This window comes from Amycolatopsis sp. NPDC051106 (genome assembly GCF_040682775.1).
Lineage (GTDB): Bacteria > Actinomycetota > Actinomycetes > Mycobacteriales > Pseudonocardiaceae > Amycolatopsis.
Genome location: NZ_JBFBBQ010000033.1, coordinates 41,523 through 61,181, shown reverse-complemented (window position 1 = coordinate 61,181; position 19,659 = coordinate 41,523). Strand labels below are relative to the sequence as shown.

Here is a 19,659-nt window from a genome sequence, read left to right as displayed (position 1 = left end):
CGGCCTTCGGTGCGTCTGACGCACCGAAGGCCACCTTGGGGCGCTACTTCTTGCCGAACGGGTCGCAGGCCGCCGTGCCCAGGTAGATGTCGCCGCTCGCCGGGCCGCCCTGCGGGAACAGCTTGATGTGCAGCGCGTGCGTCACGAGGCTGCCGTCCGGCGGCTGGGGCGTCACGGTCTCGTTGAGCACCACCGTCGCCAGCGCGGTGCCCGCCGGCCCGCCCGGGATGACGATCCGGTGGTTCGGCGGGATCTGCGCGGGCACGGTGATCCCGTCGACCGCGCCGATCGAGACTTCGCCGCCGCTGCCGGTCGCCGACGTGGCGCACTTGGCCGAGTAGCTGCGGACGGTGATTGCCGGGCCGCCATAGCGCTCGAGCACGCCGGCTTCGAAGCGGTGCCCGGTCGCCTGCGCGATCGCCACGTCGCCCGACCGCCCGCAGCCGCTCTCGCCGGTGCCGAACGTCGCGACGTCCCCCGTCACGCCTCCCTGGGTGCGCGCGCGCAACGGGCCATCAGCCGTGCATTTCGCCAGGTCACCCGTGACGACGTGCTCGTTGTCGATCGTCACGTCCAGCGAGCCCGCGGACGCCCATCCGGTGGACGTCGCGGGGGCCGCGGCGGCCAGGAGGGGCGCGGCCAGCGTCGTCACCGCCAGCAACCGGAATGTCCTCTTCCTGGCATTTCGCATCCACCGGCCTCCTAGGTTCCGTGACAGTTCGTAGTTCCCCCTTTCGTCATCGGCAGGCACGCGGGAACCCCTGATCGGGTCCACCCGGACGGGTGGCCGGTGAGGAACGCAACTTCCGGGGTTTTCCCGGGGTAACGAGCGTTAACCTCGGGCGTCTGATCACCCAGGGAGGTTCTGTGTCTTCGCTGTCCTTCGCCGGCAAGCGGCCCGTGCTGGCCGACCTCGTCCCCGGCTCGCTCGTCCGGGACATCGCGCTGGTCGCCGGCGGTGCCGTGCTCACCGGCGCCGCCGCGCAGCTGACCATCCCGGTGCCGGGCAGCCCGGTGCCGATGACCGGCCAGACGTTCGCCGCACTGCTGGTCGGCGCGTCGCTCGGCATGTCGCGCGGGGCCGCGTCGATGCTGGTGTACCTGCTGGTCGGCGCCGTGGGCGTGCCGTGGTTCCAGCACGGCACCGCGGGCCTGTCCGGCGCGAGCGCCGGCTACATCGTCGGGTTCGTCTTCGCCGGCGCGCTGGTCGGCGCGCTCGCCGGCCGCGGCGGCGACCGGACGCCGGTGCGCACCGCGGGCACCATGGTGCTCGGCAACCTCGTCGTCTACGCGTTCGGCGTGCCGTGGCTGATGGCCTCGACCGGGTTCGACCTGACGACGGCGTTCGCCAAGGGCGTGACGCCGTTCCTGATCGGGGACGCGATCAAGATCGTCGTGGCCGCCGGCCTGCTGCCGCTCACCTGGAAGCTGGTCTCGGGCCGCCGTTCCGAGGACTGACGTGAGCTGAAGGGCACCTTCCTTGCGTCTGACGCGAGGAAGGTGCCCTTCAACACGTCCGACGCGCCGAAGGATCCCTTCGGCACACGACGCGAGTGGCCCGTTCGCGACGGAGCACCGATCCTGTCGGCGGTGGCGGCTAATGTGTCGCTGTGCCCGCTCGAACAGACTTCCCCGGCGTCCTCGAACTCCTCACCCACGCGGTGGAGTCCGTAGGCGGTGCCGAACGCCCCGGGCAGGTCGAGATGGCCGACGCCGTCGGCCGCGCCATCCGCACCGGCGAGCACCTGGCCGTGCAGGCCGGCACCGGCACCGGCAAGTCGTTGGCCTACCTCGTTCCCGCGATCCGCCACGCCGTCGAGAAGGAAGCCACCGTCGTGGTTTCCACGGCGACGATCGCGCTGCAGCGCCAGCTCGTCGACCGCGACCTCCCGCGCCTGGCGAAGGCGCTGAAGAAGCCGCTGGGCCGCGAACCGACCTTCGCGATCCTCAAGGGCCGCCGCAACTACATGTGCCTGCACCGCCTGGACTCCGGCGCGCCGGACGAGCCGGAGGACGCCCAGCTCTTCGACCCGTTCGCGGTGTCGCGCCTCGGCAAGGAGGTCACGCGGCTGCGGGAGTGGGCGTCGGACACCGAAACCGGCGACCGCGACGAGCTCGTCCCCGGCGTCACCGACCAGGCGTGGCGCCAGGTGTCCGTGACGGCGAAGGAATGTCTCGGCGCGTCACGCTGCCCGATCGGCACGGACTGCTTCGCCGAGAAGGCCCGCGCCGAGGCCGGCCGCGCCGACGTCATCGTGACCAACCACGCGCTGCTGGCGATCGACGCCCTGCAGGGCTACCAGGTCCTGCCGGACCACGACGTCGTGATCATCGACGAGGCCCACGACCTCGTCGACCGCGTCACCTCCGTCGCCACCGGCGAGCTCACCAGCGCGATGTGCGCGGCGGCCGCGCGCCGCTGCGGCAAGCTGATCGACGCCGACGTCGCCGACGGTCTCCTGGAGGCCGGTGACGGGCTGGCGCTGATCGTCGACGACCTGCCCGCGGGCCGGCTGGACGAGCTGCCCCAGCCGTTGAAGGGCGCGATCCCGGCGATCCGCGACGCCGCGCACCGGTGCATCACGGCGCTGGGCTCGGATCGCAAGGAGGACGTCGAAGGGGCCACCGCGCGCAAGCTGGCGCGCTCGCTGCTCGACGAGGTGCACGACACCGCGGTCCGGCTGCTGGAGGCGTTCGACGACGACCAGGCCCACCAGCGCGACGTCGTCTGGCTCTCCGGCGACAAGTACTCGTCGAACCCGCGGCCGCCGGCGCTGAAGGTGGCTCCGCTGGGTGTCGCCGGGCTGCTTCGCGAGCGCGTCTTCAACCTCCACACGACGGTCCTCACCTCGGCGACGCTGACGCTGGGCGGCACGTTCGACACCATGGCGCGGCAGTGGGGGCTCCCGCCGAGCGCGGCCCGCGTCGAGAAGGCCCCGGGGGCCGCGACGGACAAGGAAGCGCCGTCCGACGCCGACACCGGGCCGAAGTGGACCGGCCTCGACGTCGGCTCGCCCTTCGACCACAAGCGCAACGGCATCCTCTACCTGGCCAAGCACCTGCCGCCGCCGGGGCGCGACGGCCTGGCGGCGTCCACAATGGACGAACTGGCGGAGCTGGTCGAGGCCGCGGGCGGGCGCACGCTGGGGCTGTTCTCCTCGATGCGGGCGGCCAAGCAGGCGGCCGAGGAGATGCGCGGGCGCCTCGACTTCCCCATCCTCTGCCAGGGTGAGGACGCGACCTCACTGCTGGTCCAGAAGTTCTCCGAGGACGTCCGCACGTGCCTGTTCGGCACGCTGAGCCTGTGGCAGGGCGTGGACGTCCCCGGGCCGTCGCTGCAACTCGTGGTGGTCGACCGGATCCCGTTCCCGCGCCCGGACGACCCCGTCTCGTCGGCTCGCCAGCGTGCGGTGGAAGCCCGCGGTGGCAACGGCTTCCTGACCGTGGCGGCCACGCACGCGGCGCTGCTGCTCGCGCAGGGCACCGGGCGGCTGCACCGGTCGGTCACCGACCGCGGAGTGGTGGCGGTGCTGGATTCGCGGCTTGCGAACGCCCGCTACGGCGGATTCCTCCGTGCCTCGCTGCCGCCGTTCTGGCCGACGATGGACCCGAAGGTGGCGCGTGACGCCTTGCGCCGGCTGGACGCAGCCGCGCCCGCGTGACGCGGTCCACGGCCGCGCCCGGTACGGTGAACCCACCGACGCAGCAAGGGAGCACCGGTTGACCCAGGATTCGTCCAGCGCACAGTCCCGGACCGTCAGTGTCGACGACACCGGCGTGCGGCGGCGGCTCGCGGACGGCAGCGAAGAAGCTGTCACGTGGGCCGGTCTGTCGTCGGTGATGGTCCGGGTGATCCCCGACGGCCCGTGGAACGAAGACGTGTTCTTCATGCTGGTGGGCACCGACGGCAAGGGCACGGCGGTGCCGAGCGGCGACCCGGCGGCCGACGCGCTGATCGAGCGCCTGCAGTCGTTGCCGGGCTTCGACAACGAGAAGTTCATCGAGGCCATGACGACCGACGCCGACCAGGCCTACGTCGTCTGGGAATCCACCGAGAACTGAGGTGCGCTGCCCGATCTGCGGTGCGGAAGACGGCCTGAGCCCCCTCGCCGATCTCCAGCCCCAGAACTGGATTCACCTTCTCTTCAAACGTCCGGGATTTCTCGGGTCGCGCCCGCACTTCATGGCGCGTCATGCCCGCGCCTGCCGGTCGTGCGGCGGTGTTCTGCCGTTCCTCGACCAGGCGGACCGCGAGAAGCTCGCCGGGGAATGGCCGAACCTCGTCCCGGTCGCTCCCGACCCTAAGCCGGGAACTCCTCCGTCACCGGGATCCCCTTCTTGAGCGTCCGGCTCACGGTGCAGAGCCGCTCGATCGCGCGATCCACGGCCCCGGCCAGCGCTTCCCGCTGATCCGCCGCCAAAGTCGACACGTCGACATCAAAGGCGACGTGTACCGCGTCCAGCTCCGAGGCCCCCTCCCGCCGGTCGGCGTCGACGGTCACGCGGAACTTCGCGTCTTCGCCCACCCGCCGAGTGATCAGCTCTTCGGCGGTGACCGCGCTGCAGCCCGCGGCCGCGATCTGCAGCAACTCCGCGGGCGAGAACGCCCCTGCCGCACCACTCCGGCCCAGCCGCACCGAAGCGCCCCGGTCATTGCGGCCGACGAAGGAGTGTTGGCCGTCTCGCTGTACTTCGAGTCCCATGCCCGCTCCAACCCGGTCAGGAAACCGCTTGTTCCGGCGCCCACTGGGCGAGAACCGTGATGGTGCCCGGATCGACCTCGGTGAACCCGGCGTCCCGCACGGCGACGACGCGATCGCGCCGCCACGCGCCTTCGGGGTCGTCACCGGGGTGCAGTTCCTTCCACCGCGCGACACTCGCCGTGCGCACGGCGGTCCGGTAACCCCGCGCGGCCCAGCCGGCCAGGGCGTCGTCGTCCAGCAACGCGGCGAGGATCATCGTGGCGTGCCCGACCTGCGCGGCGGCCTTGCCGACGGTCATCGGCGCGTGCGGGTTGAGCAGGAGCAGCGGGACGCCGGCGGGCGGCGGCCCGGGCTCGTCGGGCGGCAGCTCGCTGCCCGAGATCTGCAGCCGCGAGACCTCCTTGGGTGCCTCGGCGACCAGTCCCGGCACCAGGGCTCGCGCCTCCGCGCCGTCGATCTCGACCGTGATGCCCGGCAGGTCCTGGACGGCCGCCCAGTGCGCGCCCCGGGCCCGCCGCGCCACCTTGCGGATCCGGTTGTCGAGCCACGCGTGCATCGGCTCGGCCCACTCGCCGCCGGGCTCGGCGCGCTCGTCGAGGCAGACGGCCAGCGCGGCGGCCGCCGCGGCCTCCAGCAGCGGCGTGCGGCCCGGCGGCCCGGCCCGCTCGATGCGCAGGATCACCGGCATCGCCCGGACTTCCTCCGGGAGCTCGTCGGAAGTGTCCGAGGTGTCTTCGGCCGGAAGCCCCAGCCAGTAGGCGTAGCGGGCACCCAGGGGGTCGAGAACGCTGCTCACGGCCGCATCAGCTCGAGCCCGTCGGCGGCGTCGGCGGCCTCGACCTCGCCGCGGGTGAGGCCGAGCACGAACAGCACGGCGTCGAGGTACGGGTGCGAGAGCGCGGTGTCGGCCACCTCGCGCAGCGCGGGCTTGGCGTTGAACGCGACGCCCATACCGGCCGCCGACAGCATGTCGATGTCGTTGGCGCCGTCCCCGACCGCGACGCACTGTTCCAGCGGGATGTCGTACTCGCCGGCGACGCGGCGAAGCACCTTCGCCTTGCCTGCGCGGTCGACGACGTCCCCGACGACGCGCCCGGTGAGCTTGCCGTCGACGATCTCGAGTTCGTTCGCCGCCGCGAAGTCGAGTCCGAGCTCCTCGACGAGGCCGCCGATGACCTGGGTGAACCCGCCGGACACCACGCCGGTCTTGAATCCCATCCGCTTGAGCGTGCGGATCGTGGTGCGGGCGCCCGGGGTCAGCTCGATCGTCGCGGCGACCTCGTCGATCACCGTCGCGGGCAGGCCCGCCAGCAGCGCGACCCGGCGTTCCAGCGACTCCGTGAAGTTGAGCTCGCCGCGCATGGCGGCCTCGGTGATCTCGCGGATCTGCGGCTCGACGCCGGCGTGCGCGCCCAGCATCTCGATGACCTCGCCCTGGATGAGCGTCGAGTCGACGTCGAAGACGACCAGCCGCTTCGCGCGGCGCGTGATCCCGGCACGTTCGACGGCGATGTCGACGCCCGCCTCGACCGCGGCATCGGCGAGTTCCGAGCGCAGGGCCGCGTCGGCTTGCGGGGTGTCCTGGTCGACCGAGACGTACAGCTCCAGCCCGGTCACCGGGTAGTCGGCGACGCTGCGGATCGCGTCGATGTTGGCGCCGAGCGACGCCAGCCGGCGCGCGACCTCCGAAAAGCCCCGCGCGGTGACCGGGCGGCCGAGGATCACCAGCACGTGCGAAGAGTCGCGGCGGCCGAGCGCGAACGGGTCGTCCCCGATCGCCGAGCCGATCTTGACCTCGACCGTCATGCCGACGGACGCCATCGCCTGCTCGACGGACTCCTGCAGGCCCTCCGGATCGCGGTACACGCCGGCGAGCACGCCGAGCACGAGCTGCCCGCGGATGACGACCTGCTCGACGTCGAGCACGTCGACGTCGTGGCGGGTCAGCACGGCGAACAGCACGGACGAGACGCCCGGCTTGTCGGGCCCGGTAGTCGTGATCAGGACGGGGGTCTGGGTCACTGGTCATCCCTCGTTCGGCGACGCTGCACGATCAGTCTGCCGGTCCGGCCGCGGACACAAGTAGAGCGCGTGCCCGGCTTCACAAAAGCCAGGCACGCGCTCACTCGATCGGGTCCTACTTGCCGTCGTCCTGCTCGCTCGCGTTGTCCCGGGAGTGGTCACCCGGGATCACCGCTTCGGTGAGCACCTGCGACGGCGCCGCGTGGCTGTTGACCTTCTGCTTCCCGAAGAAGCCGATCTCGCCCTCGTTGTGGAGGCGCTCGATCATGTGCGGGTAGTGCAGCTCGAACGCGGGCCGCTCGGAGCGGATCCGGGGCAGCTCGGTGAAGTTGTGCCGCGGCGGCGGGCAGGACGTCGCCCACTCGAGCGAGTTGCCGTAGCCCCACGGGTCGTCCACCGTGACGATCTCGCCGTACCGGTAGCTCTTGAAGACGTTCCAGATGAACGGCAGCGTCGAGGCACCGAGGATGTACGCGCCGATCGTCGAGATCGTGTTCAGCGTCGTGAAGCCGTCACTGGTCAGGTAGTCCGCGTACCGGCGCGGCATGCCCTCGGCACCCAGCCAGTGCTGGACGAGGAACGTGCCGTGGAAGCCGATGAACGTGGTCCAGAAGTGCCACTTGCCGAGCTTCTCGTCCATCATCCGGCCGGTGATCTTCGGGAACCAGAAGTAGATGCCGGCGAAGGTGGCGAACACGATCGTGCCGTAGAGCACGTAGTGGAAGTGCGCGACGACGAAGTAGCTGTCCGACACGTGGAAGTCGATCGCCGGCGCGGCCAGCATGATGCCGGTCAGGCCGCCGAAGAGGAACGTGACGATGAAGCCCATCGAGAAGATCATCGGCGTCTCGAAGGACAGCTGGCCCTTCCACATCGTGCCGATCCAGTTGAAGAACTTCACGCCGGTCGGGACCGCGATCAGGAAGGTCATGAAGGAGAAGAACGGCAGCAGCACGGCGCCGGTGGCGTACATGTGGTGCGCCCACACCGCGACCGACAGCGCCGCGATGGCCAGCGTCGCCCAGACCAGGCTCTTGTAGCCGAACATGGGCTTGCGGCTGAACACCGGGAAGATCTCCGACACGATCCCGAAGAACGGGAGCGCGACGATGTAGACCTCGGGATGGCCGAAGAACCAGAACAGGTGCTGCCAGAGGATCACGCCGCCGTTTTCGGGGTCGAACACGTGCGCCCCGAGGTGCCGGTCCGCCAGCAGGCCCATCAGGGCCGCGGTCAGGATCGGGAAGGCGAGCAGGATCAGGATCGACGTCACCAGGATGTTCCAGGTGAAGATCGGCATCCGGTACATCGTCATGCCCGGCGCGCGCAGGCAGACCACGGTGGTGACCATGTTGACCGCGCCGAGGATGGTGCCGAGACCGGAGACCACCAGACCGGAGATCCACAGGTCCGCGCCGACGCCCGGCGAGTGGATCGCGTCCGACAGCGGGGTGTAGGCGAACCAGCCGAAGTCGGCGGCGCCACCCGGCGTCAGGAAGCCCGACAGCACGATCAGGCCGCCGAACAGGTACAGCCAGTACGAGAACGCGTTCAACCGCGGGAACGCGACGTCCGGCGAGCCGATCTGCAGCGGGAGCACGAAGTTCGCGAAACCGAAGAGGATCGGGGTCGCGTACAGCAGCAGCATCACCGTGCCGTGCATGGTGAAGAGCTGGTTGTACTGCTCCTGCGAAAGGAACTGCTGCCCGGGCCGCGCCAGCTCGGTGCGGATGAGCATGGCCATCGCGCCGCCCGCCATGAAGAAGGCGAACGACGTGACCAGGTACATGATCCCGATCTGCTTGTGGTCCGTCGTGCGGAACAACCGCAGCAGGTACGAACCCTTGACCGACTCGCGCGCGGGGTACGGGCGCGTCGCGATCGGCTTGGGGGCTACGGCCGTCACTCCTGCCTCCAACACTGAAACCTTGTGGTGGTCATCGTCCGGCCGCCGGGCGCGGGCGAGGCCCGGTTCCGGCGGTCATGGGGATCGTAGCCCTCGCTACCGACAGTCGCGCGCACCGGCTGGCAAGATCGGGCCGTGGCCGACGAATACACGCGCGCCGCGGTCCGCGCGGCACGGACCGTCACCTCCCGGCTGGGTCTGCGCGAGCACGAGCCCGAGGTGCTCCACGAACGCTCGAACGTGCTGGTGAAGCTGGGTCCGCTGGTCGCGCGGGTGCCGGGGACCACCCGCCTCTCCCGGCCCGGTCCGGCATGGCAGGAACGGGACGTGGCGCTGTCCCGGTTCCTCACCGAACGTGGTGTGCTCGTCGTCTCACCGGCCACCGATCCCCCGGCCGGACCGCATTTCGCCGAGGGCCTGCCGGTCACGCTCTGGCACCACACCCCGCACGATCCGGACCACCGGTACGCACCGGACGTCGTCGCGCGTTCGCTCGCCGGGGTGCACGCCGCGTTGCGGGAGTTCCCCGGCGAGCTCCCCCGGCGCGGCCCGCTCGACGACCTGGAGCTGATCTTCGACCGGCACGATCTGGACGGCGAAACGCCCCGGCTGCGCGCGGAGGCGGCCCGCCTCGCCGCGACGCTGCCGGACGTCGCCGTGCAGCCGCTGCACGGCGACGCGCACCCCGGCAACCTGATCGCCACTCCCGCGGGCCCCTGCTGGCTCGACTTCGAGGACACCTGGCTCGGGCCGCTGGCCTGGGACCTCGGGATCCTCGCCCGGCAGGGCGGCCCGGAGTTCGTGGCCGCCTACCCGGGCTCGATCGACGAGACCGCGCTCGAGCCGTGGATCCGAGTGCGGGAGCTTTACGCGGTCGCGTGGCAGTACGTGATCTCGATCCGGTTCCCGCACCGGCTCCGCGGCGCCCGCTCGGCGCTCGCCGCCTACTTCTCGTGAGTCGCCGGGTACCAGGAAAGGATCGCCTCGACCACGCCCGCCGGGTCCTCCAGCGGGGTCAGGTGGCCGGCTTCCGGGAGCACCACGAGCGTGGCGCCGGCCATGACCTCGGCCATCGCGCTCGCCGCCGAAACCGGGGTGATCGGGTCCTCTTCGCCGACGACGACCAGCGCGGGAACGCCGCAGTCCCGCAGCAGTTCGAGGGAATCCGGCCGGGTCCGCAGCGCCAGCGCCGTCCACGAGATACCGGCCGGCGGCTGGGATTCGATGATCTCCCGGACGGTCTCGACGACGTCCGGGCGCTGCTCGCGCGTCGACGAGGCCAGCAGGTTCGGCAGGTTGGCCTCGGCGAGCCAGCCCCCGGTGCCTTCGTCCTCGACGCGCTGGGCGACGTCCAGCCGGCTCTGCGCGGCGTCGGGCGTGTCCGGCGTGGCCTTCGTGTCGATGAGCACCAGCCCGCCGACCCGCTCCGGCGCCAGCCGCAGCACGGCCATCGCGAGGTAGCCGCCCATCGAGCAGCCGCCGAGCACGACGCGCTCCAGTTCCAGGCGGTCCAGCAGGGCGACGACGTCGCGCGCGGCGTCCTCGAGACTCGGTTCGCGGTCGGTCTCCGGCAGCGGCGAGCGGCCCAGCCCGCGCTGGTCCGGGGTGATCACCCGAAGGTGTGAAGCGAGGGGCTCGCGCACCGCGTTCCACATGCGGGAATCCAGGGGGAAGGCGTGGAGGAGGACCAGCGGCAGTTCGGTCATGCGGGATATTTTGTCGGACCTCCTCGCTAGCTTCGCCGATGTGTTCACCGACATCGAAACCGACCGGCTGCTGCTGCGTCCGCTCCACGAGGCGGACCGGCAGGCGATGGTCGACATCCACACGGACCCGCGCACCAACCGCTTCAACCCCGACCCGCCCGACGTCCCGCGCGCGTCGGCGATGTTCTCGGAGTGGCTGGTGCACTGGGCCGAGCACGGCTTCGGCTACCCGGCGGTGACCGAACGCGGCGGCACCGAGGTCATCGGCATGTGCGGGGTGCGCATGCGGGAGTTCCACGGCGAGAAGGTGCTCAACCTCGGCTACCGGTTCCGGCCGTCGGCGTGGGGCAAGGGGTACGCGGTGGAGGCCGGGCTGGCGGTCCTGGAGTGGTGTGCCCGGGAACTGCCGTCGGTGCCGGTGCTGGCGAGCGTCAGCACCGCGAACAAGCCGTCGCTGCGGGTGGCGGAGCGGCTCGGCTTCACCGAGTACACGGAGGAGATGTACGACGGCGCGTTCTCGCGGCACTACCGGCGCTGAGCCGGGCGGTGTTTGACAACTCCAGAAGGAAACGCCTCACCGGCGGCGGTTCGGCCGCCGGCGCGCCCGGGCGTCCCAGCAGGGCCGGTGCCAGTGCCGCCGGTCGGCGACCGAGCCGGTCTCGTCGGCGGGCCAGACGACGAGGTGCGGCGTGCCCGGCCGGATCTCGTGGTCGCAGCCGGGGCAGCGGTAGTCCTTGGTGGCCTGCGAGCCGGGCACGGTCCGCACGAGCCAGTCGCCGTCGGTCCCGGACTCGGCACGGGCCCAGCCGGTCGCGGCGCCGAGGTCGCGTTCGGGCGGCCCGCCGTCCGCGCGGCGGCCGGGACGGTTGCGTCGAGGCACGCCCAAACGGTATCCGCCGCCCTCCCGCCCCTCGCCCGGTCCCTCCACCCGCGAACCGACCCTCCAGGCACGCGAGCCGACCCTCCAGGCACGCGAGCCGACCCCAGGCACGCGAACCGTCCGTCCAGGTACGCGAGCCGACCCTCCAATCACACGTGATGCCCCCTCAATCACGCGAGATTCCCCTCCAGACACACGTGATGCCCGTCGGGGCCTCGGCCACGCGGACGCCGGTCCGCCACCGGCGCACGTTCCCCGAACGGAAACCGTCAGCCCTGGGCGAGCGCCAGCGGCACCAGCTGTTCGGCGGTGGTGAGCGACCCGTGCTGTCCGATCAGCGACGTCTCCACGGCTTCGGCGAGCCCCCGCACCATCCCGAACCGGCCCCGGGCCGCCGCGACGACGTCGCCGATCCGCGGCACCACGCGGTCGCTGACCGTGTGCCCGAACCACCCCTCGGCGATGGCCTCCTCCCGCGACCGCACCCAGGCCCGCTCGCCCAGCACCGCCCGCCAGGCCGCGAGGACGTCCGCGGCCGCGCCCGGCTCGGTGTAGACGTGCCGGGCGCGCACCTCGCCCCCGAAGGTCCGGACCCCGGAAAGCAGCTCCGGGACGTCTTCGAGGTCGAGCTTGTCGTCGACGGCGACCATCCCGTGGTCGGCCACCACCGCGAGCAGGGCACCGGCGGGCAGACCGTCCACAAGGGACTCGACGAGCCGGTCGACCTGCCGCAGCTGCATCCGCCACGCGGTGGACCCGGGGCCGTACACGTGCCCGAGCAGGTCGAGTTCGTTGTGGTAGGCGTAGCAGAACGCGCGCCCGCCGAGCACCGAAAGCGTCCGCGCGGCGAGGTCGCCCAGCGCGTGCACCCCGGCGTAGCGCGCCCCGGCCTGGGTAGCCATGGTCAAGGCCGTGTCGCGGTACTGGGCGGACGACACCACCGCGGCGTCGACGCCCGCCGCGGCCGCCCGTTCGAACGTCGTCGGCAGCGGCTGCACCTCGCGCGGCGGGAGGGCGCCGCGCAGGTCGCTGCCGTCCTCGTGGCTGCACCAGCGCAACGCGTTGAGCACACCGGTGCCCGGCATTTCGAACGTGTAGCCGACCATGCCGTGCTCGCCGGACGCGAGCCCGGTGCCGATCGCCGCGACCCCGGCGGCCGTCGTGGACGGGAAGCCCACGCGCAGCGACTCCCGGGCGAGCTCGGTCAGCACCGGCGCGTCCGAGGCGTGCTCGGCCAGCAGCTCCCAGCCGAGCCCGTCGACCAGCAGGACCCCGGCGCTGCGGGCCTCCGGCAGCGCCAGCGTGTTGCCGAAGCCGGGCACCCCGAGCGCGGCGAGCAGGGACGGGACGACCTGGCCGAGGTGCGGAACGTCGGCGAGCATGGGCGGCTGCACGCGCCCAGCTTCCCATCCCCGTGCTCCTCCGGCGATAATCGCGGCATGCCGACCTACGCCTACCGCTGCCGCGAGTGCACCGAGACCTTCGAGCTCCTGCGCCCGATGAGCGAATCGAGCGCGCCGGCGTCCTGCCCGGAGGGCCACGCCGACACCGTCAAGCTGCTCACCACGGTCGCCCTCACCGGAGCCGCGAGCGGACCCGCGGTCCCGGCGGGTGGCGGCGGTGGCTGCTGTGGCGGCGGCTGCTGCGGCTAAAGCACCTTCAGCGCCTGCTCCAAGTCGGCCCAGAGGTCCTCGACGTCCTCGAGCCCGGCCGACAGCCGGATCAGCTGGTCCGACACGCCCGCGTCGTGCCGGTCACCGGCGTCGACGATCCGGTGGCTGATCGAACCCGGGTGCTGGATCAGCGTGTCGACGCTGCCGAGGCTGACGGCGGGCGTGATCAGCCGGACCGCGCCGATCAGGGCGTGCGGGTCGCCGTCGACCTCGAACGCCACCAGCGGCCCGCCCAGCCGCGGGTAGTGGACGGCCGTCACCGCCGGGTGGTCGCCGAGCCGTGCAGCCAGCGTCGCCGCGGTGGCCGACGCGGCGTTGACGCGCAGCGGCAGCGTGGAAAGCCCGCGCAGCAACAGGTATCCGGCGAGCGGGTGCAGCACGCCGCCGGTGGCGAAGCGGATCTGCCGCAGCCGGGCGGCTTCCGCGGCGTCGCACGCGACGATCCCGCCCATCACGTCGCCGTGGCCGCCGAGGAACTTCGTCGCGCTGTGGAGCACGATCCGCGCCCCGTGGCGGCCGGGGCGCTGGAGCACCGGGGTCGCGAAGGTGTTGTCCACCAAGAGAGGCACGTCCCCGCAAGCACGGGCCAGCTCGGCGATGTCGGCCTCGGCGAGCGTCGGGTTCGCCGGCGTCTCGACGAACACGAGCCCGGTGTCGGGCCGCAGCGCGGCGGCGACGGCGGCGGGCGCGGCCCAAGTGACCTCGGTGCCGAGTAGCCCGGACTCGAGCAGGTGGTCACTGCAGCCGTACAGCGGGCGCACGGCGACCACGTGCCGTTTCCCTTGCGCCACCGCGGAAAGCAGGCAGGCCGAGACGGCGGCCATGCCACTGGCGAACGCGACGCCGTGCTCGAAGCCTTCGAGCTCGGCGAGCGCGCGCTCGAACCGTTCGACGGTCGGGTTGCCCACCCGGCCGTAGATCGGCGGGCCGTCGAGTTCGCCGCCGGCGGCGAACTCGTCGATCCGGGCGGCTTCGGCGGCACTGTCGCGGGAGGGGTAGGTCGTCGACAGGTCGAGCGGGACGGCGTGCACGCCGAGGTCCGTGAGGTCGTCACGGCCGGCGTGGACGGCACGCGTGCGCAGCGAAGAGGTCATGCCAGCATAGTCGAGCTTTCACCGGATCCGAAGCAACAGTCTCGGATATCATTCGCCGATGTCCGATTCCGTCGAGCTGAGTCCGGTCGACCTGCGGATTCTGCGCCTGCTCCAGAACGATGCCCGGATCACGAACAAGGACCTGGCGGCCGCGGTCGGCATCGCGCCGTCGACGTGCCTGGACCGCGTGGCCCGGCTGCGGGACACCGGCGTGATCACCGGGCAGCACGCGTCGGTCGACGCGGCGAAGCTGGGCCGCCCGCTGGAGGCGTTCCTGTTCGTCCAGGTCCGCCCGCACCGGCGGCCGCTGGTGGACGCGTTCGTCGAGCACCTGCTGTCCCTGCCCGAGGTGCGCGCGGTCTACCACCTGACCGGACCGGACGACTTCCTCGCGCACGTCGCGACCAGCTCCGCGGCCGAACTGCAGCGCCTGGTCCTCGACGAGCTGACCGCCCGGGACGAGGTCGCCCGCGTGCACACGAACCTCGTGTTCCAGCACTGGAGCGGCGGGCCGCTGCTGCCACCGGGGGCCTGACTTCAGAGCGTCTCCAGCCAGCGCCGGGTCTGGCGCGGGGAGGTCAGCCGGACGATCTCCGGCCCGGGCGATTCGGCGGCCCATGCCCGGATGCGCGCCCGCTTGTTCGCGAACGAGACGAAGTGCCAGCGGATGATCGAGTCGGCGGAGAACACCTGGCGGAACGACTCGACGTTGCCGTTGCAGATCCGGACGCGGGTCACCGACCGCACCAGCGTCCGCCGCACCAGGCGGCCGAGGGAGAGCCAGCGCGGGTAGTCGAGGCCGACGACCAGCTGCGCGCGCTCCAGCACGATCCCCCGCCACTTGCCGTAGGCGGCGTCGAGGACCCAGCGCTCGCCCGCGCACACCTCGGCGATCCGTCGGCGCTGCTCCTCGTCGGGCACCGGGACCCAGCCCGGCTGCCAGGAGAGGTCGTCGGCCGAGACGTACGGCAGGCCGGTGCGCTCGGCGATCCGGGCCGCGAGCGTCGACTTGCCCGAGCCGGTCACGCCGTAGACGACGATGCGCTCAGGCGCCGAGGTCACGGGCGGGCTCCCGCGGGCCGCGGTAGGGCAGCGTCTGGCTGTAGACGACGTTCGTGGTCGTGCTGCCGAACTGGGCCAGCTCGTCCATCGTGTGCTCGAGGTGGGCCATCGAGGCCGCGGCGATCTTGAGCGTGTAGCAGTCGTCGCCGGTGGTGCGCAGGCATTCGAGGATCTCGAGGCGCTCGCCGAGCAGCTTGTGCAGTGCCTCGTGCCGGCTGCCGGGGTACTTGAGCCGGACGACGGCGAGCACCGGGTAGCCGACCTTGCCGAGGTCGACGTCGGCCCGGTAGCCGGTGATCACGCCGGCCGCCTCGAGCCGCCGGAGCCGCTCGGTCGCGGCCGACGCGCTGAGGTTCACGCGGCGGCCGAGCTCGGTGAGCGGCAGCCGGGCGTCCTGCTGGAGCTCGACCAGGATGGCCCAGTCCGTCGCGTCGAGGCTCTCGGTCATGAGCCGAATCTACCGTGAGATCCACGGCCGAAGCCGCCGAACGCCGTGATCGCTCCCTTCCGATCACGGCTGGAGCGTCGATAGCCTTTCCCGGTGAAGATCGGCGTGAACGTCCCCAACTTCGGGCCCGGCACCGACCCCGGCGTGCTGCGCGCCTGGGCGCGGACCGTGGAAGGCCTCGGCTACGACCTGCTGATGGTGTCCGACCACGTCGCGATCACCCCGGACGTCGCGGGCCAGTACCCGGCGCCGTTCTACGAGCCGTTCACGACGCTGTCGTGGCTCGCGGGCGTCACCGAGCGGGTGCGGCTCGGCACCACCGTGCTGGTCGTGCCGTACCGGCATCCCCTGCTGGTGGCCCGGATGGCGGCGAACCTCGACGCGCTCAGCGGCGGCCGGCTCGTGCTCGGGGCCGGTATCGGCTGGGCGAAGCAGGAGTTCGCCGCGCTCGGCGTGCCGTTCGAGCAGCGCGGGAAGCTCACCAGCGAGTACCTGCGGGCGATCCGCGCGGCCTGGGCCGACCACGACGACTACCGCGCCGGCCCGATCCCGCTGTGGCTGGGCGGGCACAGCGACGCGGGGCTGCGCCGCGCGATCGAGCTCGGCGACGCGTGGCACCCGCTGCGGATGACGATGTCCGGGTTCCGGGAAGGCCTGGAGCGCCTGAAGACCCTGACCGGCGACCGGCCGGTGCCGGCGTTCGCACCGCGGATCGTCTTGCGGGTGACCGGCGCACCGGTGACCGGCCCGGACCGGCGCGCCGGGGAAGGCACCCTCGAGCAGGTCCTCGACGACCTGGCCCAGCTGCGGGCGCTCGGCGCGGACACCGTCGTGCTCGACCCGTTCGATGCGGACCCCGCCGAAACCCTCCACCCGGAGATCGCGTGGCGGGACCTCGCGGCAGTCGCCGCGTCTTGGAAGGAGAACCGGTGAAGGACACCGAAGAAGCCCTGTTGCGGCGCGCGATCGAGCTCGCTCGCGAGGCGCGCGAGGAACACGGCAACCCGCCGTTCGGCTCCCTGCTGGCCGACGCGGACGGCAACGTCCTCGCCGAGGATCGCAACACATCGTTGACGGACAACGACATCACGGCGCACCCGGAGCTGAAGCTCGCCCGCTGGGCGGCGCAGAACCTGGCCCCCGAGGTCGCGGCGGCGACCACGATGTTCACCAGCACCCAGCCGTGCGGCATGTGCACGGGCGCGATCGAGCGGTCCGGGCTCGGCCGCGTCGTCTACGCGCTGTCGACGGAACAGTTCCTGACGCTGCGCCCGCCGGTCACCTGGGGCAAGCACCAGCTGGACGGCCCGGCGCTGTTCGACGAAGCCCGCGTTCCGGTCGAGGGCTACTACAAGTGACGAGCTACGAGGTGCGCCCGGTGGCGCGCGTCGAGTCGCCTCTCCAGGACCGCGGGACGGCCCCGAAGCAGGGCGACGAGGGCGCGCCCCCGGCCCGGGTGGTGTTCGCACCGGAGTTCCGCCCGGCGGCGGCCGACCTCCGCCCGGGCGACCGCCTGGTGCTGCTGACGTGGCTGCACGAAGCCGACCGCGAGGTCCAGGCGGTCCACCCGCGCGGCGACCCGGACCGCCCCGCGAAGGGGTGTTCTCGACACGGTCCCCGGATCGCCCGAACCCGATCGGCCTCCACACGGTGACGGTGACGGCGGTCGAGGACGGGACGCTGACGGTGACGGGCCTGGAAGCGATCGACGGCACGCCGGTCCTGGACGTGAAGCCGGTCCTCGGCGAGGTGGCCGCCCGCTGAGCCGGCCGATCACGATCCGAGCACCGAGGTAACGACGGCCTCCGTCCGGCCGATCTCCTGCGTACGAACGGACCAAAGCCCGGACGTGCGACGGAGGACTCGCGATGACCAGTGCGTACGAACCCGCGCCGCCCGGCCCGTGGACGCCGCCGCAGGATCCGCCGCCGGTGCGGGCGAAGACGAATCCCTGGCACCTGGTGCTCGCGGCCGCGGCCGGCGCGGCCCTGGTGGGCGCCTTGTGGGTCGGTCTGGACCTGGCCGATTCCGGCACGCCCATCGGCCCGCCCGGCACGGCCGGCGAGGCGTTCGACCTCCGCGGCACGTTCACCCTGAACAGCGGTGGATACGGCTACAGCACCTGCGGCGGCTCCGGCGGCTATTCGGACATCACCACCGGGACGACGGTCACCGTCTACAACGCCGCCGGAACCGTGCTCTCCCAAGGCGCGCTCGGGACAGGGCGGCCGAACGGCGGCGGCAGCTGCGTGTTCACGCTGTCCGCGCCGAGCGTTCCGGCGGGCGAGAAGTTCTACCTCGTCGAAGTGTCCCACCGGGGCCGGATCATGGTGCAGCCCGACGACGCGCGCAACGGGAACGTCGCCCTCAGCCTGGGAAGCTGATCAGTAGTCCTTGAAGCCCTTCCCGGTCTTCCGACCCAGCCGGCCGGCCGTCACGAGGTGCTCCAGCAGCGGCGCCGGCGCGAACCCCTCCTCGCGGAACTCGTTGTACAGGGTCCGCTGGATGGCCAGCGAAACGTCCAGCCCGACCACGTCCAGCAGCTCGAACGGGCCCATCGGCAGGCCGCAGCCCACCTTCATGGCCGTGTCGATGTCGTCCGCCCCCGCGTAGTGGGCCTCCAGCATCTTCACGGCGTCGTTCAGGTACGGGAACAGCAGCGCGTTGACGATGAAGCCCGCGCGGTCTCCACAGTGGACCGCGTGCTTGCCCACCGCGGCGCAGACCGCGCTCGCCGTCGCCACCACGTCCGGGGCGGTCGCGATCGTCGAGACCACCTCCACCAGCTTCATCACCGGGGCCGGGTTGAAGAAGTGGAGACCGAGCACGTCGGACGGCCGGGAGGTCGCCGCCGCGCACTCGATCACCGGCAGGGAAGACGTCGTCGTCGCCAGGACCGCTCCCGGGCGGACGACCTCGTCCAGCGCCGCGAACACCGCCTGCTTCACCGAAAGCTCTTCGGCCACCGCCTCGACGACCAGGTCGACGTCGGCCAGTGCTTCGAAGTCGGTGACCGAGGTGATCCGGGACAAGGCGAGAGCCGCGTCCTCTTCGGACAGCTTCCCCTTGACCACGGCCTTGTCGAGCGACTTCTTCACCTTCGCCACGGACGCGTGCGCCTTCTCCAGGCTCCGAGCGCGCAGCACGACGTCGAGACCGCGTTTCGCGAACACCTCCGCGATGCCGGTCGCCATCGTCCCGGTGCCGATCACGCCGACGCGGGCCACCGGCCGAGGCTCAACACTGTCCACAGTGGACGACACCACTGCGTCCGAGACCACGTTGGGCGAATCCGGTGCGTCGTAGGCGTAGAAGCCGCGGCCTGTCTTGCGTCCCAGCTGGCCCGCCGTGATCATCTGCTTGAGCAGCGGCGCCGGCGCGTGCAGCCGGTTGCGGGACTGGTGGTACATCGTGTCGAGGATTTCGTACGCGGTGTCCAGCCCGATCAGGTCGAGCAGCGCGAGCGGGCCCATCGGGTAGCCGCAGCCGAAGCGCATCGCGGCGTCGAGGTCCTCGCGGGTGGCGTAACGCTGCTCGTACATCCGCACCGCGTGGTTGAGGTAGCCGAACAGCAGCGCGTTCGCGATGAAGCCGGCCCGGTCGCCGATCACCACCGGCACCTTGCCGAGCCGCTCGGCGAACGCGACCACCTCGGTGACCACCTCCGGCTCGGTGACCACGGTCTTCACGATCTCGACCAGCTTCTGCACCGGCGCCGGGTTGAAGAAGTGCATGCCGACGACCTTGCCGGGGCGCGCCGTGTGCACCCCGATCTCGGTGATCGACAGCGACGAGGTGTTGGACACGAACACGACGTCCGGCCGGGTGACCTTGTCCAGCTCGGTGAAGACGTCGGCCTTCAGCGCGAGGCTTTCCGGGATCGCCTCGATCACGATGTCCACTTCGGACAGATCCGACAGCGAAGTGCTGTACCGGATCCGTTCCAGCAGTGCCTCACGGCCGGCCTCGTCGAGCTTTCCGCCGGAGAGCGCCCGTTCGGTGGAGTGCCGCAGGTGACCGCGGCCCCGCTCGACCCCCGCCTGGTCGAGCTCGACCGTGACGACGTCGAGTCCGCTGCGCGCGAGCACTTCGGCGATACCGGCCCCCATCGTTCCGAGGCCGACCACTCCGACTGTCGAGATGTCCCGCGCCATCGAGGCCTCCA

General features: G+C 71.7%; 24 protein-coding genes. 12 read left to right on the top strand and 12 right to left on the bottom strand.

Going from position 1 to position 19,659, the window contains the following annotated elements; genetic code table 11:
- Positions 1–43: 43 nt before the first annotated feature.
- On the bottom strand, positions 44–661 hold the full coding sequence (locus tag AB0M83_RS24250) for a choice-of-anchor P family protein (RefSeq protein ID WP_364520644.1): 618 nt from the start codon (positions 659–661) through the stop codon (positions 44–46).
- Positions 662–867: 206 nt separating this feature from the next.
- Here AB0M83_RS24250 and AB0M83_RS24245 point away from each other — a divergent pair, with 206 nt between their 5' ends.
- From AB0M83_RS24245 to AB0M83_RS24235, 3 genes are all read left to right on the top strand, one after another.
- Positions 868–1,458 carry a biotin transporter BioY gene (locus AB0M83_RS24245; protein WP_364520603.1) on the top strand — a complete coding sequence of 197 codons (591 nt, stop codon included), beginning with the start codon at positions 868–870 and terminating at the stop codon, positions 1,456–1,458.
- Positions 1,459–1,610: 152 nt separating this feature from the next.
- On the top strand, positions 1,611–3,662 hold the full coding sequence (locus AB0M83_RS24240) for an ATP-dependent DNA helicase (protein WP_364520601.1): 2,052 nt from the start codon (positions 1,611–1,613) through the stop codon (positions 3,660–3,662).
- Between the two features lie 58 nt (positions 3,663–3,720).
- Entirely contained in the window at positions 3,721–4,062 is a 342-nt protein-coding gene (locus tag AB0M83_RS24235) for a hypothetical protein (RefSeq protein ID WP_364520599.1), read from the top strand.
- A 239-nt stretch (positions 4,063–4,301) separates the two neighbouring features.
- Here AB0M83_RS24235 and AB0M83_RS24230 read toward each other — a convergent pair whose 3' ends face one another.
- The 4 genes from AB0M83_RS24230 to ctaD form a co-directional block, all read right to left on the bottom strand.
- Entirely contained in the window at positions 4,302–4,703 is a 402-nt protein-coding gene (locus tag AB0M83_RS24230; RefSeq protein WP_364520597.1) for an OsmC family protein, read from the bottom strand.
- A gap of 16 nt (positions 4,704–4,719) precedes the next feature.
- Entirely contained in the window at positions 4,720–5,499 is a 780-nt protein-coding gene (locus tag AB0M83_RS24225; RefSeq protein WP_364520596.1) for a peptidyl-tRNA hydrolase, read from the bottom strand.
- Positions 5,496–6,725 (bottom strand): phosphoserine phosphatase SerB, encoded by a 1,230-nt coding sequence (gene serB, locus AB0M83_RS24220; RefSeq protein WP_364520594.1) that lies wholly within the window; start codon positions 6,723–6,725, stop codon positions 5,496–5,498. The genes AB0M83_RS24225 and serB overlap by 4 nt, the downstream gene beginning before the upstream one ends.
- 115 nt (positions 6,726–6,840) lie before the next feature.
- Positions 6,841–8,631 carry a cytochrome c oxidase subunit I gene (ctaD, locus tag AB0M83_RS24215; protein ID WP_364520592.1) on the bottom strand — a complete coding sequence of 597 codons (1,791 nt, stop codon included), beginning with the start codon at positions 8,629–8,631 and terminating at the stop codon, positions 6,841–6,843.
- 135 nt (positions 8,632–8,766) lie between these two features.
- Here ctaD and AB0M83_RS24210 point away from each other — a divergent pair, with 135 nt between their 5' ends.
- Positions 8,767–9,588, top strand: coding sequence for a phosphotransferase (locus tag AB0M83_RS24210; protein ID WP_364520590.1), 822 nt, complete (start codon positions 8,767–8,769; stop codon positions 9,586–9,588).
- Here the strand turns inward: AB0M83_RS24210 and AB0M83_RS24205 are convergent.
- Positions 9,576–10,337 (bottom strand): alpha/beta hydrolase, encoded by a 762-nt coding sequence (locus tag AB0M83_RS24205; protein WP_364520588.1) that lies wholly within the window; start codon positions 10,335–10,337, stop codon positions 9,576–9,578. The two genes, AB0M83_RS24210 and AB0M83_RS24205, sit on opposite strands and share 13 nt — an antisense overlap.
- Here AB0M83_RS24205 and AB0M83_RS24200 point away from each other — a divergent pair.
- The gene (locus tag AB0M83_RS24200) at positions 10,336–10,875 is read left to right on the top strand and encodes a GNAT family N-acetyltransferase (RefSeq protein ID WP_364520586.1); all 540 of its coding nucleotides are present in this window, start codon (positions 10,336–10,338) and stop codon (positions 10,873–10,875) included. The genes AB0M83_RS24205 and AB0M83_RS24200 overlap by 2 nt on opposite strands.
- A gap of 36 nt (positions 10,876–10,911) precedes the next feature.
- Here the strand turns inward: AB0M83_RS24200 and AB0M83_RS24195 are convergent, their stop codons facing one another.
- The gene (locus tag AB0M83_RS24195) at positions 10,912–11,217 is read right to left on the bottom strand and encodes a hypothetical protein (RefSeq protein ID WP_364520584.1); all 306 of its coding nucleotides are present in this window, start codon (positions 11,215–11,217) and stop codon (positions 10,912–10,914) included.
- A 269-nt stretch (positions 11,218–11,486) separates the two neighbouring features.
- The gene (locus tag AB0M83_RS24190; protein WP_364520582.1) at positions 11,487–12,611 is read right to left on the bottom strand and encodes a nucleotide pyrophosphatase/phosphodiesterase family protein; all 1,125 of its coding nucleotides are present in this window, start codon (positions 12,609–12,611) and stop codon (positions 11,487–11,489) included.
- A 45-nt stretch (positions 12,612–12,656) separates the two neighbouring features.
- On the opposite strand from AB0M83_RS24190, the gene AB0M83_RS24185 reads away from it, so the two are divergent.
- A complete protein-coding gene (locus tag AB0M83_RS24185; protein ID WP_364520580.1) occupies positions 12,657–12,869 on the top strand; it encodes a zinc ribbon domain-containing protein in 213 nt (70 codons plus the stop codon).
- Here the strand turns inward: AB0M83_RS24185 and AB0M83_RS24180 are convergent.
- Positions 12,866–13,984: a PLP-dependent transferase gene (locus tag AB0M83_RS24180; protein ID WP_364520578.1), complete on the bottom strand. Its 1,119-nt coding sequence runs from the start codon at positions 13,982–13,984 to the stop codon at positions 12,866–12,868. The two genes, AB0M83_RS24185 and AB0M83_RS24180, sit on opposite strands and share 4 nt — an antisense overlap.
- 58 nt (positions 13,985–14,042) lie before the next feature.
- On the opposite strand from AB0M83_RS24180, the gene AB0M83_RS24175 reads away from it, so the two are divergent.
- Entirely contained in the window at positions 14,043–14,519 is a 477-nt protein-coding gene (locus AB0M83_RS24175) for an Lrp/AsnC family transcriptional regulator (protein WP_364520576.1), read from the top strand.
- A gap of 2 nt (positions 14,520–14,521) precedes the next feature.
- On the opposite strand, the gene AB0M83_RS24170 is transcribed toward AB0M83_RS24175, so the two are convergent.
- Together AB0M83_RS24170 and AB0M83_RS24165 are read right to left on the bottom strand one after the other, a co-directional pair.
- Complete coding sequence (locus tag AB0M83_RS24170; RefSeq protein ID WP_364520574.1) at positions 14,522–15,046, bottom strand: adenylate kinase; 525 nt, start codon at positions 15,044–15,046, stop codon at positions 14,522–14,524.
- Complete coding sequence (locus AB0M83_RS24165) at positions 15,030–15,494, bottom strand: Lrp/AsnC family transcriptional regulator (RefSeq protein WP_364520572.1); 465 nt, start codon at positions 15,492–15,494, stop codon at positions 15,030–15,032. The genes AB0M83_RS24170 and AB0M83_RS24165 overlap by 17 nt, the downstream gene beginning before the upstream one ends.
- 93 nt (positions 15,495–15,587) lie before the next feature.
- Here AB0M83_RS24165 and AB0M83_RS24160 point away from each other — a divergent pair, with 93 nt between their 5' ends.
- From AB0M83_RS24160 to AB0M83_RS24140, 5 genes are all read left to right on the top strand, one after another.
- Positions 15,588–16,427 (top strand): LLM class flavin-dependent oxidoreductase, encoded by an 840-nt coding sequence (locus tag AB0M83_RS24160; RefSeq protein WP_364520570.1) that lies wholly within the window; start codon positions 15,588–15,590, stop codon positions 16,425–16,427.
- A complete protein-coding gene (locus tag AB0M83_RS24155; protein ID WP_364520568.1) occupies positions 16,424–16,852 on the top strand; it encodes a nucleoside deaminase in 429 nt (142 codons plus the stop codon). Before AB0M83_RS24160 ends, AB0M83_RS24155 begins: the two co-directional genes overlap by 4 nt.
- Positions 16,849–17,148, top strand: coding sequence for a hypothetical protein (locus AB0M83_RS24150; protein ID WP_364520646.1), 300 nt, complete (start codon positions 16,849–16,851; stop codon positions 17,146–17,148). Before AB0M83_RS24155 ends, AB0M83_RS24150 begins: the two co-directional genes overlap by 4 nt.
- Positions 17,094–17,258, top strand: coding sequence for a TrmO family methyltransferase (locus tag AB0M83_RS24145; RefSeq protein ID WP_364520566.1), 165 nt, complete (start codon positions 17,094–17,096; stop codon positions 17,256–17,258). The genes AB0M83_RS24150 and AB0M83_RS24145 overlap by 55 nt, the downstream gene beginning before the upstream one ends.
- Before the next feature lie 104 nt (positions 17,259–17,362).
- Complete coding sequence (locus AB0M83_RS24140) at positions 17,363–17,878, top strand: hypothetical protein (protein ID WP_364520564.1); 516 nt, start codon at positions 17,363–17,365, stop codon at positions 17,876–17,878.
- Here AB0M83_RS24140 and AB0M83_RS24135 read toward each other — a convergent pair whose 3' ends face one another.
- Positions 17,879–19,648, bottom strand: coding sequence for a 3-hydroxybutyryl-CoA dehydrogenase (locus AB0M83_RS24135; protein WP_364520562.1), 1,770 nt, complete (start codon positions 19,646–19,648; stop codon positions 17,879–17,881).
- Between the last annotated feature and the right edge of the window lie 11 nt (positions 19,649–19,659).